This is a genomic window from Flavobacterium sp. XGLA_31 (genome assembly GCF_051547105.1).
Lineage (GTDB): Bacteria > Bacteroidota > Bacteroidia > Flavobacteriales > Flavobacteriaceae > Flavobacterium.
In genome coordinates this window covers 682,768-696,930 of record NZ_JBPTTM010000001.1, presented here as the reverse complement: position 1 = coordinate 696,930, position 14,163 = coordinate 682,768, and the positions used below count along the sequence as shown (strand labels likewise).

General features: G+C 38.9%; 13 protein-coding genes. 10 read left to right on the top strand and 3 right to left on the bottom strand.

Going from position 1 to position 14,163, the window contains the following annotated elements:
* Position 1 precedes the first annotated feature (1 nt).
* The 9 genes from ACSVH6_RS03090 (at position 2) to ACSVH6_RS03050 (ending at position 10,293) form a co-directional block, all read left to right on the top strand.
* A complete protein-coding gene (locus ACSVH6_RS03090; protein WP_438075439.1) occupies positions 2–1,474 on the top strand; it encodes an amino acid permease in 1,473 nt (490 codons plus the stop codon).
* Between the two features lie 267 nt (positions 1,475–1,741).
* Positions 1,742–2,899 carry a homogentisate 1,2-dioxygenase gene (locus ACSVH6_RS03085; RefSeq protein ID WP_438075437.1) on the top strand — a complete coding sequence of 386 codons (1,158 nt, stop codon included), beginning with the start codon at positions 1,742–1,744 and terminating at the stop codon, positions 2,897–2,899.
* A 56-nt stretch (positions 2,900–2,955) separates the two neighbouring features.
* A complete protein-coding gene (hppD, locus tag ACSVH6_RS03080; RefSeq protein WP_438075435.1) occupies positions 2,956–4,116 on the top strand; it encodes a 4-hydroxyphenylpyruvate dioxygenase in 1,161 nt (386 codons plus the stop codon).
* Between the two features lie 290 nt (positions 4,117–4,406).
* Positions 4,407–5,183, top strand: a complete 777-nt coding sequence (locus ACSVH6_RS03075; protein WP_438075433.1) for a DUF3108 domain-containing protein — start codon at positions 4,407–4,409, stop codon at positions 5,181–5,183.
* Entirely contained in the window at positions 5,183–6,112 is a 930-nt protein-coding gene (locus tag ACSVH6_RS03070) for a tryptophan 2,3-dioxygenase family protein (RefSeq protein WP_438075432.1), read from the top strand. Before ACSVH6_RS03075 ends, ACSVH6_RS03070 begins: the two co-directional genes overlap by 1 nt.
* Positions 6,113–6,138: 26 nt before the next feature.
* Positions 6,139–7,365, top strand: a complete 1,227-nt coding sequence (locus tag ACSVH6_RS03065) for a peptidoglycan DD-metalloendopeptidase family protein (RefSeq protein ID WP_438075430.1) — start codon at positions 6,139–6,141, stop codon at positions 7,363–7,365.
* A 96-nt stretch (positions 7,366–7,461) separates the two neighbouring features.
* The gene (gene pgi / locus ACSVH6_RS03060) at positions 7,462–9,105 is read left to right on the top strand and encodes a glucose-6-phosphate isomerase (RefSeq protein ID WP_438075428.1); all 1,644 of its coding nucleotides are present in this window, start codon (positions 7,462–7,464) and stop codon (positions 9,103–9,105) included.
* A gap of 83 nt (positions 9,106–9,188) precedes the next feature.
* Positions 9,189–9,611 carry a hypothetical protein gene (locus ACSVH6_RS03055; RefSeq protein WP_438075426.1) on the top strand — a complete coding sequence of 141 codons (423 nt, stop codon included), beginning with the start codon at positions 9,189–9,191 and terminating at the stop codon, positions 9,609–9,611.
* Between the two features lie 82 nt (positions 9,612–9,693).
* The gene (locus tag ACSVH6_RS03050) at positions 9,694–10,293 is read left to right on the top strand and encodes a septal ring lytic transglycosylase RlpA family protein (RefSeq protein WP_438075424.1); all 600 of its coding nucleotides are present in this window, start codon (positions 9,694–9,696) and stop codon (positions 10,291–10,293) included.
* Position 10,294: 1 nt separating this feature from the next.
* Here the strand turns inward: ACSVH6_RS03050 and ACSVH6_RS03045 are convergent, their stop codons facing one another.
* Positions 10,295–10,762: a CYTH domain-containing protein gene (locus ACSVH6_RS03045; protein ID WP_438075422.1), complete on the bottom strand. Its 468-nt coding sequence runs from the start codon at positions 10,760–10,762 to the stop codon at positions 10,295–10,297.
* A gap of 40 nt (positions 10,763–10,802) precedes the next feature.
* Here ACSVH6_RS03045 and dinB point away from each other — a divergent pair, with 40 nt between their 5' ends.
* On the top strand, positions 10,803–11,885 hold the full coding sequence (gene dinB, locus ACSVH6_RS03040; RefSeq protein WP_438075420.1) for a DNA polymerase IV: 1,083 nt from the start codon (positions 10,803–10,805) through the stop codon (positions 11,883–11,885).
* Positions 11,886–11,945: 60 nt separating this feature from the next.
* Here the strand turns inward: dinB and ACSVH6_RS03035 are convergent, their stop codons facing one another.
* Positions 11,946–12,698 carry a Bax inhibitor-1/YccA family protein gene (locus ACSVH6_RS03035; protein WP_438075418.1) on the bottom strand — a complete coding sequence of 251 codons (753 nt, stop codon included), beginning with the start codon at positions 12,696–12,698 and terminating at the stop codon, positions 11,946–11,948.
* A gap of 29 nt (positions 12,699–12,727) precedes the next feature.
* Complete coding sequence (gene pyk / locus ACSVH6_RS03030; protein WP_438075416.1) at positions 12,728–14,158, bottom strand: pyruvate kinase; 1,431 nt, start codon at positions 14,156–14,158, stop codon at positions 12,728–12,730.
* Positions 14,159–14,163 lie beyond the last annotated feature (5 nt).

The following is a 14,163-nucleotide window of genomic DNA, read 5'->3' as shown; positions in this document are numbered from 1 at the left end:
TATGTCAATTTGGAAAAGAAAACCTATGGCGCAACTACTTGCAGAAGCGTCAGAATCTGAAAAAGGATTAAAAAGAACTTTAACTGCCTGGTCTCTTGTTGCGTTGGGAATTGGCGCCATTATCGGTGCCGGTCTTTTCGTGAGAACCGCAACGGCAGCAGCTCAAAATGCAGGACCGTCTGTAACCATTGGGTTCATTGTAGCCGCTATTGGTTGTGCCTTGGCCGGACTGTGTTATGCTGAATTATCTTCTTCTATTCCTATTTCGGGAAGTGCCTACACCTACACGTATGCCACCATGGGTGAATTGTTGGCATGGGTAATCGGCTGGGATTTGATATTAGAATATGCTGTAGGGGCCGCCACAGTAGGAATTGCTTGGAGTGAGTATCTCAACAACCTACTGGTCAACGTGCTCCATGTGAGCCCAATTCCGTTTGAATGGTGTCATTCTCCGTTCCAACAATCAGCCGATGGCGTTAGTGGAATCATAAATTTACCGGCATTTTTTATTGTGGCCGCCATTAGCTTGCTTTTGATTAAGGGAACACAAGAATCTGCCTTTGTGAACGGGATAATTGTAGTTACAAAAGTTTCGATTGTGGTAATGATTATCGTCTTCGGTTGGCATTTTATCAATCCTGCTAATCATACTCCGTATATTCCGGAAGCTTCAACGTATACCGACGATCAGGGAATTGGTCACAGCTTTGGAGGTGTAATGGGAATTTTGGGAGCCGCAGGAACTGTATTCTTTGCCTTTATCGGATTTGATGCGGTGAGTACCGCTGCACAGGAAACCAAAAATCCAAAACGCGATATGCCGATAGGAATCTTAGGTTCTTTGGCCGTTTGTACAATATTGTATATTCTTTTTGCTCACGTGTTAACCGGTGTGGCAACAGTAGAAGATTTCAGAACCGGTGGAAAGGAAGCTTCCGTAGCATTTGCTATTCAAAAATATATGGTTGGATATGAATGGTTGGCCCAGTTTGTAACAGTTGCTATCTTAGCCGGATTTTCTTCGGTGATTTTGGTGATGTTATTAGGTCAGTCACGTGTATTTTACTCCATGGGGAACGACGGATTATTGCCAAAAGCTTTTAGCGATGTGCATCCTAAATACAAAACACCTTACAAGGCTAACTTAGTGATTTTAGTTATTGTCGGCTTATTTGCAGCGTTTATCCCGGGAGATATTGTCGGCGATATGACCAGTATCGGAACTTTATTTGCTTTCATCTTGGTTTGTGCTTCAGTCATTGTTTTGAGAAAAACAGAACCCGACATGAAACGCGAATTTAAAACTCCGTTGGTTCCGGTAGTGCCCATTTTAGGTATAGTAGTCTGTCTTGCTATGATTTTCGGACTAGGGTGGACCAATTGGTTGCGACTGATAGGATGGTTAGCTCTAGGGATGATTGTTTACTTTGGCTACAGTAAGAAAAGAAGTAAGCTGAACAATCCGGAATAACTTCTTACTTAAAGATATAAAAAAGGATTAAAGAGTCGACTGTCTCTTTAATCCTTTTTACTTTTTTAAAAGTTTGACAATTATCATTTCTGTAATTTATATTTTTCCGATATTTGTATGAATGAAAAAATGGGATAATTTATTAGCACATTTAAAATTCCTCATCAAGAGAAATCCTGAGTGAGTTGGTTTGGTGCACAAATTATTCAATGCAACAATTGACCTATTGCTGCATTTTAAAATTGTTAAATTAATTCATTTAAAATTATGCCATTATATCATAAATTAGGGAACATTCCTCCCAAAAGACACACCATTTTTCGCAAACCCAACGGAGATTTGTATTATGAACAACTGTTTGGAACGGTTGGTTTTGATGGCATGTCAACCAACTCCTATCACGAGCAGCGCCCTACACAAGTTAAAGAAATCCGCAAGCAATACAGTATTGCGCCTAAAGTTTCCAAAGCCAACAACATTCAGTCATACAGACTGCGTGGCTTTGAAGTTGTTCCGACAAATGATTTTTTGGAAAGTCGCAAAATTGTGTTGACCAATTCCGATTGTCATATTGTTTTAGCCGCTCCCAAAGAATCGACTAAAGATTATTTTTATAAAAACACAGATTCTGATGAGTTAATTTTCATCCACAAAGGAACCGGTAAACTCAGAACTATGTTGGGCAATCTCGATTTTAAATATGGGGATTACTTATTGATTCCGAGAGGCATTATTTATAAAATTGACTTTGATACTGAAGACAATCGCTTGTTCATCGTTGAATCACACCGACCGATTTACACCCCGAAACGTTACCGAAACTGGTTTGGGCAACTATTAGAACATTCTCCTTTTTGCGAGCGCGATATACGACGCCCGGAAGAATTGGAAACCTATAACGAAAAGGGAGAATTCATCATCAAAGTGAAAAAGAAAGATGAGATTTTTGAAATGGTTTATGCCACACATCCTTTTGATGTAATCGGTTATGATGGTTACAATTATCCCTATGCCTTTTCGATTCACGATTTTGAACCGATAACCGGAAGAATACACCAACCGCCACCGGTGCATCAAACTTTCGAAACCGATGCGTTTGTAGTTTGCTCTTTTGTGCCGCGTTTATACGATTACCATCCGGATGCCATTCCGGCACCGTACAACCACAGCAACATCGATTCTGATGAAGTGTTGTATTATGTTGATGGCGACTTTATGAGTCGAAACGACATCGAAGCCGGGCATATTTCTTTACACCCTGCCGGCATTCCGCATGGTCCGCATCCGGGAGCAGCAGAAAGAAGTATTGGTAAAAAAGACACTCAAGAATTAGCAGTTATGGTTGATACATTTAAACCGTTGATGGTAACTGAAGAAGCCATGAAAATTGCCGATGACAAGTATTTTCAATCTTGGTTAGAATAAAAAAATTAAACACAACTTTTGGGAAATAACTTTCCCCATTTAAAATAAATCACAGTATGTCAAAAGAAATAAAATCCGTGGAATACGGACTTGAAAAAATATTTGAAGGCGCTCAAGATTTCCTTCCGCTTTTAGGAACAGATTACGTAGAATTTTATGTAGGCAATGCCAAACAAGCCGCTCATTTTTACAAAACCGCTTTTGGTTTTCAATCACACGCTTATGCCGGATTAGAAACAGGAATGCGAGACAGAGCTTCTTATGTGTTGAAACAAGACAAAATTCGTTTGGTATTAACTACAGCACTAAACAGTGATTCTCCAATTGGTGAGCATGTGAAAAAACATGGTGATGGCGTAAAAATAATTGCACTTTGGGTGGAAGATGCTCGTTCAGCCTTTGAAGAAACTACAAAACGTGGTGCCAAAGTATACATGGAGCCAACAGTTGAGAAGGACGAACACGGAGAAGTAGTTCGTGCCGGAATTTATACGTATGGCGAAACCGTACATATGTTTGTAGAACGCAAAAATTACAAAGGTTCTTTTTTACCGGGATATAAAGAGTGGAAATCAGACTATAATCCAACTCCGGTTGGTCTAAAATATGTTGACCACATGGTTGGTAATGTGGGTTGGAACGAGATGAATACTTGGGTAAAATGGTATGAAGACGTTATGGGATTTGTCAATTTCCTATCGTTTGACGATAAACAAATTACTACTGAATATTCTGCTTTAATGTCAAAAGTAATGAGTAATGGTAACGGAAGAATTAAATTTCCTATCAACGAGCCAGCCGAAGGAAAGAAAAAATCTCAAATTGAAGAATATTTAGATTTCTATGAAAGTCCCGGGGTACAACACATTGCGGTGGCTACGGACGATATCATCAAAACAGTTGCTGAAATGCGTGCCAGAGGAATTGAATTTTTAACAACTCCCCCTCAAGCTTACTATGATGCAATACCTGAAAGATTAAAAGATCACATGAGTAAATTTAAAGAAGACATCAAAGAACTTCAAAAATTAGGAATCATGATTGATGCTGATGATGAAGGATATTTGCTCCAGATTTTCACCAGACCTGTTGAAGATCGTCCGACCTTATTTTTCGAAATCATTCAACGAATGGGAGCCAAAGGATTCGGTGCCGGTAACTTTAAAGCGTTATTTGAGTCTATTGAAAGGGAACAAATGTTGCGAGGTACATTATAAAATTGACCTTTTATTAACAATAATGCAATAAACAACCTTTTAAAAGCTTTCAAATTATTAATTTTGTGTTAAAGTTAGTTTTTTTGTTGGAATATCGCAACAAACCCACTTATCTTTGCACTATCAAAACAATGAGGGGTGGTTCCCTCAACTTTTGGATAAATTTTCATAATTTATAGTTTTTTGGTTGGTTAATAGCATAAAAACTCAGTCATTAATTTGATTGGGTTTTTTTGTTTTAATACTTTTGGAACGGAAATTGTACTTACTCTGTAAAAACGAATAAAAAAATGAAAAAATATTTCTTCTTATTATTACTTTTTATAACGGTAAGTTTTACTTCTCAAAAACCTGACGCTTATGATAGCGGCGAATGGTTTAAATTCAGAATTCATTATGGTTTTATCAATGCCGGTTATGCAACTCTTGAAATTAAAGAAGGCATTAAAGAAAACAAAAAAGTATATCACGCCATCGGCAAAGGATACACTGTCGGAATGTCGCGTATGTTTTTTAAAGTAGATGACAATTATGAAAGCTACTTTGATAAATCAACCAATAAACCTTATCAGTACGTCAGAAAAATAGATGAGGGTGGTTATACTAAAAACCAGGAAGGGTTTTTCGATCAGGACTTGAACAAAGTTTTGGTCAAAGACTATAAAAACAAAACCGAAAAAACCTTTTCGGTAACTGAAAATGTCCAAGATATTGTTTCTACTTTTTACTACCTGAGAAACCATCCAAATGTAGACAAACTAAAGGTTGGTGAGTCTATCGTCGTTGATATGTTCTTTGATGATGAGATTTATAAGTTTAAGTTAAAATTCATCGGAAGGGAAGATTTAAAAACTAAATTTGGAACCGCTCCAACCATGATTTTCAGACCGATTGTACAATCCGGAAGGGTCTTCAAAGAAGAAGAAAGTTTGACGGTATGGATTTCTGATGACGATAATAAAATTCCTTTGCGAATCAAAGCCAGCCTTGCTGTTGGCTCCATAAAAGCCGATTTAGACGGATTTAAAGGATTAAAGAATCCGTTTATGGTTAAATTAAACGACTAATGAACACAAAAACAACACAAACTGAACAGCTCCTCGAAGCACTAGAACAAAAATTTGAAGCCATCAATCAAAAAACGGATACCCATCTTGAGGGATTACTTTGGTCTAAACCCATAACTTATTGGGATTACATCCAAACGGATGCTTTATTGAATTTACAAACACAAAGAACCGTACTGCCTGACGAAATGGTCTTTATCATGTACCACCAGGTAAACGAATTGTTGTTCAAAATGATTTTATGGGAAATCAAACAGTTATGTCATACAGACAAGCCTAAAACCGACTTTTTTACAGAAAAATTGCGCCGTATTAGTCGCTATTTTGACATGTTGACCACCTCTTTTGACATCATGGGTGACGGCATGGAAGTGGAGCAATACATGAAGTTTCGAAATACATTAACGCCGGCAAGTGGTTTTCAAAGTGCGCAATACCGTCTGATTGAATTCTCCTCTACCGATTTAATTAACCTGATTGATTACCGTTTCCGAGCCACCATCGACAGAAACACTCCTTATTCACATGCCTTAGAACATTTATACTGGCAAGCCGCCGGTAAAGACCACACAACAGGTGAGAAATCATATTTGATTTTAGAATTTGAAAGAAAGTATCGGGAAGAGTTTCTTCGCTATATGGAAGAATACAACACCATCAACATTTGGCAAAAATTCAAACAACTTCCCGAAGCAGATCAAAAAGATGAAAATCTCATAAAAGCCATGCGCCATTACGACCATACTGTTAACATCACTTGGGTAATGGGTCATTTGAATGCGGCTAAAAAATATATCGAAAGCGGGCAAGGCTCGGGCGAAGCAACCGGCGGAAGCGATTGGAAAAAATACATGCATCCGAAATACCAGCGTCGTATATTTTTTCCTGAATTGTGGAGTGAAGAAGAATTAAAAAACTGGGGAGAATAATTATTCCCTCATAAAGCCTCTGCAATTTGAAACGGATTCTCCTTTTACTTTTTGTCATTTTGACAATGACATCATGTGATAAGACTGAAAAAAAATCAGCTCTGAAGCATAGAGCCATGCCAGTAACCGAAGAATTTGGATTCAAATTGAATGAATTCAACGTAGTGGAAGATACCATCCAATCGGGTGATACTTTTGGCAGTATTTTAGAAAAGCAAAACTTAAACGGAAATCAGGTTTACGATGTGGTTGCCAAAGTAAAAGATACTTTTGATGTACGCTCCATCCGAAAAGGAAAACCATATTTCATCCTCAGAACCAAAGACCGAACCAACAAAATTCAGGCTTTTGTCTATCAACCAGATCAACTAAACTATTACATCGTAGATTTCAGAGACTCGGTGGTAGCTCACAAGAAAGTACGACCGGTAAAATTCAAAACCCGGACCATTGCAGGAGCTTTGGACGGTTCTCTTTCTGAAACATTACAAAATCTAAAAGTAGATGCTTCATTAGCCTCCAGAATAGCAAAAATTTATGCCTGGTCTATTGATTTTTTCAAATTACAAAAAGGAGATAAATTTGCTTTGACCTTTACTGAACGTTACATCAACGACACCATTTATGATGGTGTAGACAGTTTAAAGGCATCTTATTTTGAATACAAAGGCAAAAAGATTTACGCTTTCCCATTCTCTCCGGACGGCAGTAGCGGCAAGCAACAATACTACGACGACGAAGGGAAAACACTGAAAAACTTCTTCCTCAAAGCCCCATTAAAATTCGTCAATATTACGTCAAGATACACAAAAAGCCGATTCCACCCTGTGCAAAAAATATGGAAAGCCCACAACGGAACCGATTATGCCGCACCAACCGGAACCCCTATCATGACCACAGCTGCCGGAGTAGTAGAACAAGCAGGATTTACTGCTGGTAATGGGAATTTTGTGAAAGTAAAACACGACCGTACGTACTCAACCCAATATTTACACATGTCTAAAATTTTGGTTAGACGCGGACAGCGTGTAACGCAGGGACAGATTATAGGTAAGGTAGGAAGTACCGGCTTGGCTACAGGTCCTCACGTATGTTACCGTTTTTGGAAAAACGGCGTACAAGTGGATGCTTTAAAACTCAACTTACCCACCTCAACTCCAATGGACTCTAAACTAAAACCAAAATTCATGGAACAAATGCTTCCGTTGAAAAGAGTGTTAGATAGTGTATCCGATTTAAAATTCAAAAAGTAATTTTATAGAAATATTTCTCAACTACAACGTTAGCGTAAAATATTCCGCTTTTTTTACCCGTCAATAGTTGTAAATTTGTCATTCAATTATATAGTAATGGCATTACCAAACATCAATCCTACAAGCACCGGTGCTTGGAAAAAACTGACTCAGCATTTTTCGCAAATGAAAACCGTTTCAATGACTGAAATGTTTGCCAAGGATGCAACCCGTACGGAAAAATTCCACATCCAATGGAATGATTTTTTAGTGGATTATTCCAAAAACATCATCAATCAGGAAACACTTGCATTGCTGCAGGAATTAGCGAAAGAAGCTAAGCTGAATGACGCTATTGCAAGTTATTTTGAAGGCAAAAACATCAATCAAACCGAAAACCGGGCGGTATTACACACCGCTTTACGTTCCCCTGAAAACGCCACTGTTTTGGTGAATGGACAAAACGTAATCCCGGAAGTTTTTGAAGTAAAAAACAAAATCAAAAGTTTCACCGACGAAATTGTTTCCGGAAAACGCAAAGGCTACACCGGAAAAGCGTTTACCGATGTCGTGAATATAGGAATTGGCGGTTCTGATCTTGGGCCGGCCATGGTGGTTGAAGCACTCCAATACTATAAAAATCACCTGAACGTTCACTTTGTTTCCAACGTAGATGGAGACCATGTGAATGAAATCATTAAAAACTTAAACCCGGAAACAACTTTATTCGTTATCGTTTCCAAAACCTTTACTACCCAGGAAACGCTTTCCAATTCGGAAACAATTCGCTCATGGTTTTTACAATACGCAAAACAAGAAGAGGTTGGTAAACACTTCGTGGCAGTTTCTACCAACACACAACGCGTAGTGGAATTCGGTATCAATCCCGACAACATTTTCCCTATGTGGGATTGGGTAGGCGGACGTTTTTCATTATGGAGCGCGGTGGGATTGTCTATTAGTTTGGCGGTAGGTTTTGATCATTTTGAAGCCTTATTACAAGGAGCTCATGAAATGGACAATCATTTCAAAAATGAATCTTTAGACAAAAATATTCCTGTAGTTTTGGCTCTGCTGTCCATTTGGTACAATAATTTTTTCGGCGCCGAAAGTGAAGCGCTGATTCCGTATACGCAATATTTACAAAAATTGGCGCCTTACCTGCAACAGGGCATTATGGAAAGTAATGGAAAAAGTATCGGTCGCGATGGTCAACCGGTAAATTACCAGACCGGAACCATCATTTGGGGTGAACCCGGAACCAATTCACAACACGCCTTTTTCCAGTTAATCCATCAGGGAACCAAATTGATTCCGACTGACTTTATTGGTTTTGTCAAACCTTTATACGGCAATCAGGATCATCATGATAAATTAATGTCAAACTTTTTTGCTCAAACAGAAGCTTTATTAAACGGAAAAACGGAAGCGCAAGTCAAAGCAGAATTTGAAAAACAAGGCATTAGTGCGGAGCAGGCAACATTCTTATTGCCTTTCAAGATATTTGCCGGAAACAAGCCTACGAATACGATTTTGATTGAAAAATTAACCCCAAAATCACTAGGCTCCTTAGTCGCTTTGTACGAACACAAAATCTTTGTACAAGGTATTATTTGGAATATTTTCAGTTATGACCAATGGGGCGTAGAACTCGGAAAACAGTTAGCCAATTCCATTTTAGAGGAAATCCATACGGGTGTTGTAAAACCCCATGATAGCTCAACTGAATACCTTTTAAAGTATTTTTTAGAAAACAAATAACCACTGATAAACCAAAACCTCACCATAAAGTGAGGTTTTTTTATGGCTTTTCTCTATATTTGTTTTTCCAAAACAAATACCATATGTACCACTTCATTCAGGAATTCCACAAAGGCTGGGCTTATATTGCACTTTTATTATTAGTTGTTGCTGTTGTGAACTCATTTTTAGGAATGTCATCTAAAAAAGAATTTACCGGCAAAGACAGAAAAATTGCGTTGTTCGGTCTTATTGCTACCCACATCCAATTGGTTGTCGGATTGATTCTTTATTTTGTTTCTCCTCTGGGTTCTGCTGCTTTCGGGATTATGAAAGATGCCGCTTTACGCTTAACTTCTCTGGAACATCCCTTAGTAAATATTATTGCGATAACCCTCATCACAATTGGTTGGTCAAAACACAAACGAACAACTGACAATGTGGCTAAATTCAAATCAATCGCCATCTTCTTTGGATTAGGATTGCTTTTGATACTGAGTCGCATTCCGTGGAGCCTTTGGTTCTAATTATAAAATAAAGTCCTGAAAGGGGCTTTTTTTATCAAGGTATGGTTTTTGCCAATGCCTATTACAAACTAAATTGTTTCCTATGAATAAGAAAATAATCATCTTCCTTTTTGCCATTATAACTATTGGTTTTGAAGGCAATGTCTGGGCAAATCATCCGCAGCAAAAAGAAAAGAACAAAGCCAAAAGCAAAGAAAAAACAACATCAAAAGAGAAAGATTCTAAAGAGAAAGAGAAAACGGCTGTTCTCAAGGAAAAAGACAGTAAAGACAAAACCAAAACAACAGCTCTAACCAAAACCGATTCGCTTAAGAACAAACCGCTAACCGAACTTGAAGGAGTTATTGACACGCTGAAATCAGACCAAAACGTTAAGTTCAAATTCTACAAAAAAAATGCTCATGCCTCTTATTATGCGGCAAAATTTCACGGTAAAAAAACAGCCAGCGGTGTTCGGTTTGACAATAATAAATATACTGCTGCCCACAAGAAATTACCTTTTGGCACTAAAGTAAGAGTCACCAATGAGGCCAATGGCAAATCGGTAATTGTTGAAATTACAGATAGAGGCCCTTTCTCAAAAGTCCGTGAAATTGATCTGAGTAAAAAAGCTTTTATGGAATTGGTAGACAATAAAAATACCGGTGCCGTAATGGTTAAACTGGAAGTCGAAGACAAGTAATTTACCAGCTTCTGAACGGATGCTTACTCAGATAAGCATTGTAAAAACGCTCATCTCCGGTAACTTCGGTGCCCAGCCAATGTGGTTTTTCAAAACGCTCATCTTCTGATTTCAGCTCTATTTCTGCCAGTATTAACCCTTCGTTTTCGCCTTTAAAAACATCCACCTCATAAAGATGTTTACCGATTTGTATTTCATATCGGTTTTTTTCGATAATTCCTTCTTCGCAAAGCAAAAGTAATTTATCTGCATCTGCAATTGGTATTTCTGTCTCCCATTCAAATCGGGTTGTACCGGTTTCGTTGCCTTTCCCCTTAATGGTCAAATACCCTTTATCACCATTAATTCTGACTCGAACGGCGCGTTCGGCATCGGAATTCAAATACGCCTGAACAATGCGCATTTCATTGGAAGCCTCGTTCAAAAAAGCTGTCGAAAGGACCAAAAACTTTCTCTCTATTTCTACCATAACGGATATATTTTATCGAAAGATACTATAAATTTGTGAGATGAATGAACCTGTTTTCCATCGAAAAATTATTCATATCGACATGGATGCTTTTTATGCATCGGTGGAGCAGATGGACAATCCCGATTTAAAGGGAAAACCCTTAGCTGTGGGAGGCAGTGAAGTACGTGGTGTCGTTTCAGCAGCAAGTTATGAAGCCCGTAAATTTGGCGTACGCAGTGCGATGAGCGGCATTCAGGCCAAAAGAAATTGCCCCGATTTAATCTTTGTCAGACCCCGCTTTGATCGGTACAAAGAAATCTCTAAAAAAATCAGAAAAATATTTTACGAATACACCGATTTAGTGGAACCTTTGTCATTAGACGAGGCCTATCTCGATGTCACACAAAACAAAAAAGGCAACCCCAGCGCCACACTGCTGGCACAGGAAATCAGAAAACGGATTTTTGACGAAGTCGGTCTAACGGCTTCTGCGGGAATTTCAGTCAATAAGTTTGTAGCCAAAGTAGCCAGTGACTACAACAAACCTAACGGACAAAAAACCGTCAATCCGGAAGAAGTGGAAGCTTTTCTGGAAAATCTGGATATCAAAAAATTTTACGGCATTGGCAAAGTAACCACCGACCGCATGTATCACTTGGGCATTTTTACCGGAAAGGATTTAAAATCTAAAACCAAAGAATTCCTCGAAGAACACTTCAGCAAAAGCGGGTTGCATTTTTACAACATTGTTCGCGGCATCCACAACAGTCCGGTAAAACCCAACAGAATAGCGAAATCTGTAGCGGCCGAGCATACTTTTAATGAGAATCTGACCTCTGAAATATTCATGATTGAACGCCTGGAACGCATAGCAGGCGAACTGGAAAAAAGACTAAAGAAATACAATATTTCAGGCAAAACGGTAACACTCAAAATCAAATACAGCGATTTTACGACCCAAACGAGAAGTAAAACACTGCCTTACTTCATTTCCGATAAAGGATTGCTCCTGGAGACTGCCAAAGAGCTCCTGTTTCAGGAACGAATGAAAGATTCAGTTCGCTTGTTAGGCATTTCATTAAACAACCTCAATACTGAAATTAAAAAAACGGTAGTCGTGCAGTTGAAGTTTGAGTTTTAGGCATAAAAAAAACCATCTTGTTGCACAAGATGGTTATAGTGAAAGGAAATTGTATTCTCTCTATTTTTTGGAAAGTTTTGACAACAATCGCAAGAACTCAATGTACAACCAAACCAAGGTAATCATCAATCCCATCGCTCCGTACCATTCCATATATTTAGGCAAACGCTGTTGTACTCCTCTTTCGATTTGATCGAAATCTAAAAACAAATTCAACGCAGCCACCACTATCACAAAAGCACTGATGCCAATACTTGCCATAGAATTACCATAATGAACCGGCTGGAAACTGGTAAACAGTGACAACAACCACGAAAACAGGTAATAAGTTGCAATAGCCAGTGTCGCCGCAATTACTATCGATCGGAATTTCTCGTTTACCGTCACTATTCCGTATTTGTACAAACCGAAACAAACCATGAAAGTAACAAAGGTGCAACTCACCGCTTGAATTACTATACCAGGGTACATTACTTCAAAAATTGCCGAAATCCCTCCGATAAAAAGGCCTTCAAAAATCGCATAACCGGGAGCTAAAAATCCCGAAGATTGTGGGCGGAACGTAGCAATTAAAACCAAAACGAAACCAACAATGGCACCACCCATGGCCAGCAGTATCGGATTCTGACCGTTAAAAGTCATCATCCATGTTATCGAAGCACTGGCTATCAATAAAATCAACATCAGGAAACTTTTATTAATAGTTCCCGAAACGGTCATTGTTTGATTGTAATCAATAACTTCTGCATTATAGGTTACATCATTATTTTCTTTGAACGATTTGGTTCTGAAAAACGGGTTGTTTGAATTCATCTTATTTTTTTGTTTTAAAAGTAATAAATTTATTCTATTTCCGAAACTCTTAACGTATTTACCATTCCTTTATCTGCCACCGGCATTGCTGCTAAATTAATCAGCATGTCTCCTTTTTTAACATAACCTCGGTCTTGAGCCATCTGATTGATATCATCTACGGTGTCGTCCGTACTCACAAATTTGTCATAGTAAAAAGCGTGTACACCCCAAAGCAGATTCAACTGGGTTAAAATTCTTTTGTTAGAAGTGTATACCAAAATATGCGACTTTGGTCGCCAGGCTGAAATTTGGAAAGCGGTATACCCGCTGTTCGTCAAGGTCGAAATAGCCCTGGCTTTAATGTCATTGGCCATAGTAGCCGCATGATAACAGATGGATTTGGTAATAAAACGCTTGGTTCTTACGTGAGGCGGGTTTTGTGGCACCACGATCAACGGTGAATCTTCAACGGCTTCAATAATCTGTGTCATTTTCTCAATTACTTCCACCGGATAATTCCCCACCGAGGTTTCACCCGATAACATCACGGCATCCGCACCATCCATCACCGAGTTAGCTACGTCATTCACCTCAGCACGCGTCGGTGTTAAACTGGTAATCATCGTTTCCATCATTTGAGTCGCCACAATTACAGGAATTCTGGCCGTTTTGGCTCGGTGAATCAATTTCTTCTGAATCAAAGGCACTTCATGCGCCGGAATTTCCACTCCAAGATCGCCACGAGCTACCATCAGTCCGTCACAAAACGCCACTATCTTATCGATATTCTCTACTGCTTCCGGCTTTTCAATTTTGGCCACAATCGGAATTTTGTGATCGGAATGCTTCGCAATCAAATCCTGTAACTCTTCCAAATCTTTGGGGGTTCTCACAAAGGATAGCGCAATCCAATCTACTTTTTGCTCAATGGCAAAAAGAGCATCTTTAATATCTTTTTTGGTTAACGCAGGCAACGAAACTTTAGTCTGCGGAAGGTTAACGCCTTTTTTAGATTTCAACGGACCGCCTTGTATCACTTTACAAACCACTTCGGTTGAACCGTTGGTTTCTATCGCTTCAAAAATCAACTTTCCGTCATCCAACAAGATGCGTTCTCCCGGATTTACATCCTGCGGAAAAGAAGTATAATTCATGTACACGCGCTCCTTCGTGCCCGGCACATCCTCAGCCGTTTGAAACGTAATGATATCTCCCGGATTCACCACCACATCTTCTTTCATAACACCAACACGCAACTTAGGCCCTTGTAAATCGGCTAAAATGGCCGTAGTATATCCAAACTCTTCATTCAATTCGCGAATGATATCAATTCTTCCCTTAACATCATTGTAATCCGCATGAGAGAAATTCACCCGAAATACATCTACCCCTGCCTCAATCATTTTTCTGATCACTTCTTTCGTACTGCATGCAGGCCCCAGCGTGGCTACAATTTTAGTTTTTTTTCTTGTTGGCATTTTAA

Excerpts from the sequence above, each read along its gene's own strand:
- pgi (WP_438075428.1), top strand. The coding sequence starts at position 7,462 with ATGGCATTACCAAACATCAATCCTACAAGCACCGGTGCTTGGAAAAAA.
- ACSVH6_RS03085 (WP_438075437.1), top strand. The coding sequence starts at position 1,742 with ATGCCATTATATCATAAATTAGGGAACATTCCTCCCAAAAGACACACC.
- ACSVH6_RS03075 (WP_438075433.1), top strand. The coding sequence starts at position 4,407 with ATGAAAAAATATTTCTTCTTATTATTACTTTTTATAACGGTAAGTTTT.
- ACSVH6_RS03070 (WP_438075432.1), top strand. The coding sequence starts at position 5,183 with ATGAACACAAAAACAACACAAACTGAACAGCTCCTCGAAGCACTAGAA.
- hppD (WP_438075435.1), top strand. The coding sequence starts at position 2,956 with ATGTCAAAAGAAATAAAATCCGTGGAATACGGACTTGAAAAAATATTT.
- ACSVH6_RS03050 (WP_438075424.1), top strand. The coding sequence starts at position 9,694 with ATGAATAAGAAAATAATCATCTTCCTTTTTGCCATTATAACTATTGGT.
- ACSVH6_RS03055 (WP_438075426.1), top strand. The coding sequence starts at position 9,189 with ATGTACCACTTCATTCAGGAATTCCACAAAGGCTGGGCTTATATTGCA.
- ACSVH6_RS03090 (WP_438075439.1), top strand. The coding sequence starts at position 2 with ATGTCAATTTGGAAAAGAAAACCTATGGCGCAACTACTTGCAGAAGCG.
- ACSVH6_RS03035 (WP_438075418.1), bottom strand. The coding sequence starts at position 12,698 with ATGAATTCAAACAACCCGTTTTTCAGAACCAAATCGTTCAAAGAAAAT.
- ACSVH6_RS03045 (WP_438075422.1), bottom strand. The coding sequence starts at position 10,762 with ATGGTAGAAATAGAGAGAAAGTTTTTGGTCCTTTCGACAGCTTTTTTG.
- dinB (WP_438075420.1), top strand. The coding sequence starts at position 10,803 with ATGAATGAACCTGTTTTCCATCGAAAAATTATTCATATCGACATGGAT.
- pyk (WP_438075416.1), bottom strand. The coding sequence starts at position 14,158 with ATGCCAACAAGAAAAAAAACTAAAATTGTAGCCACGCTGGGGCCTGCA.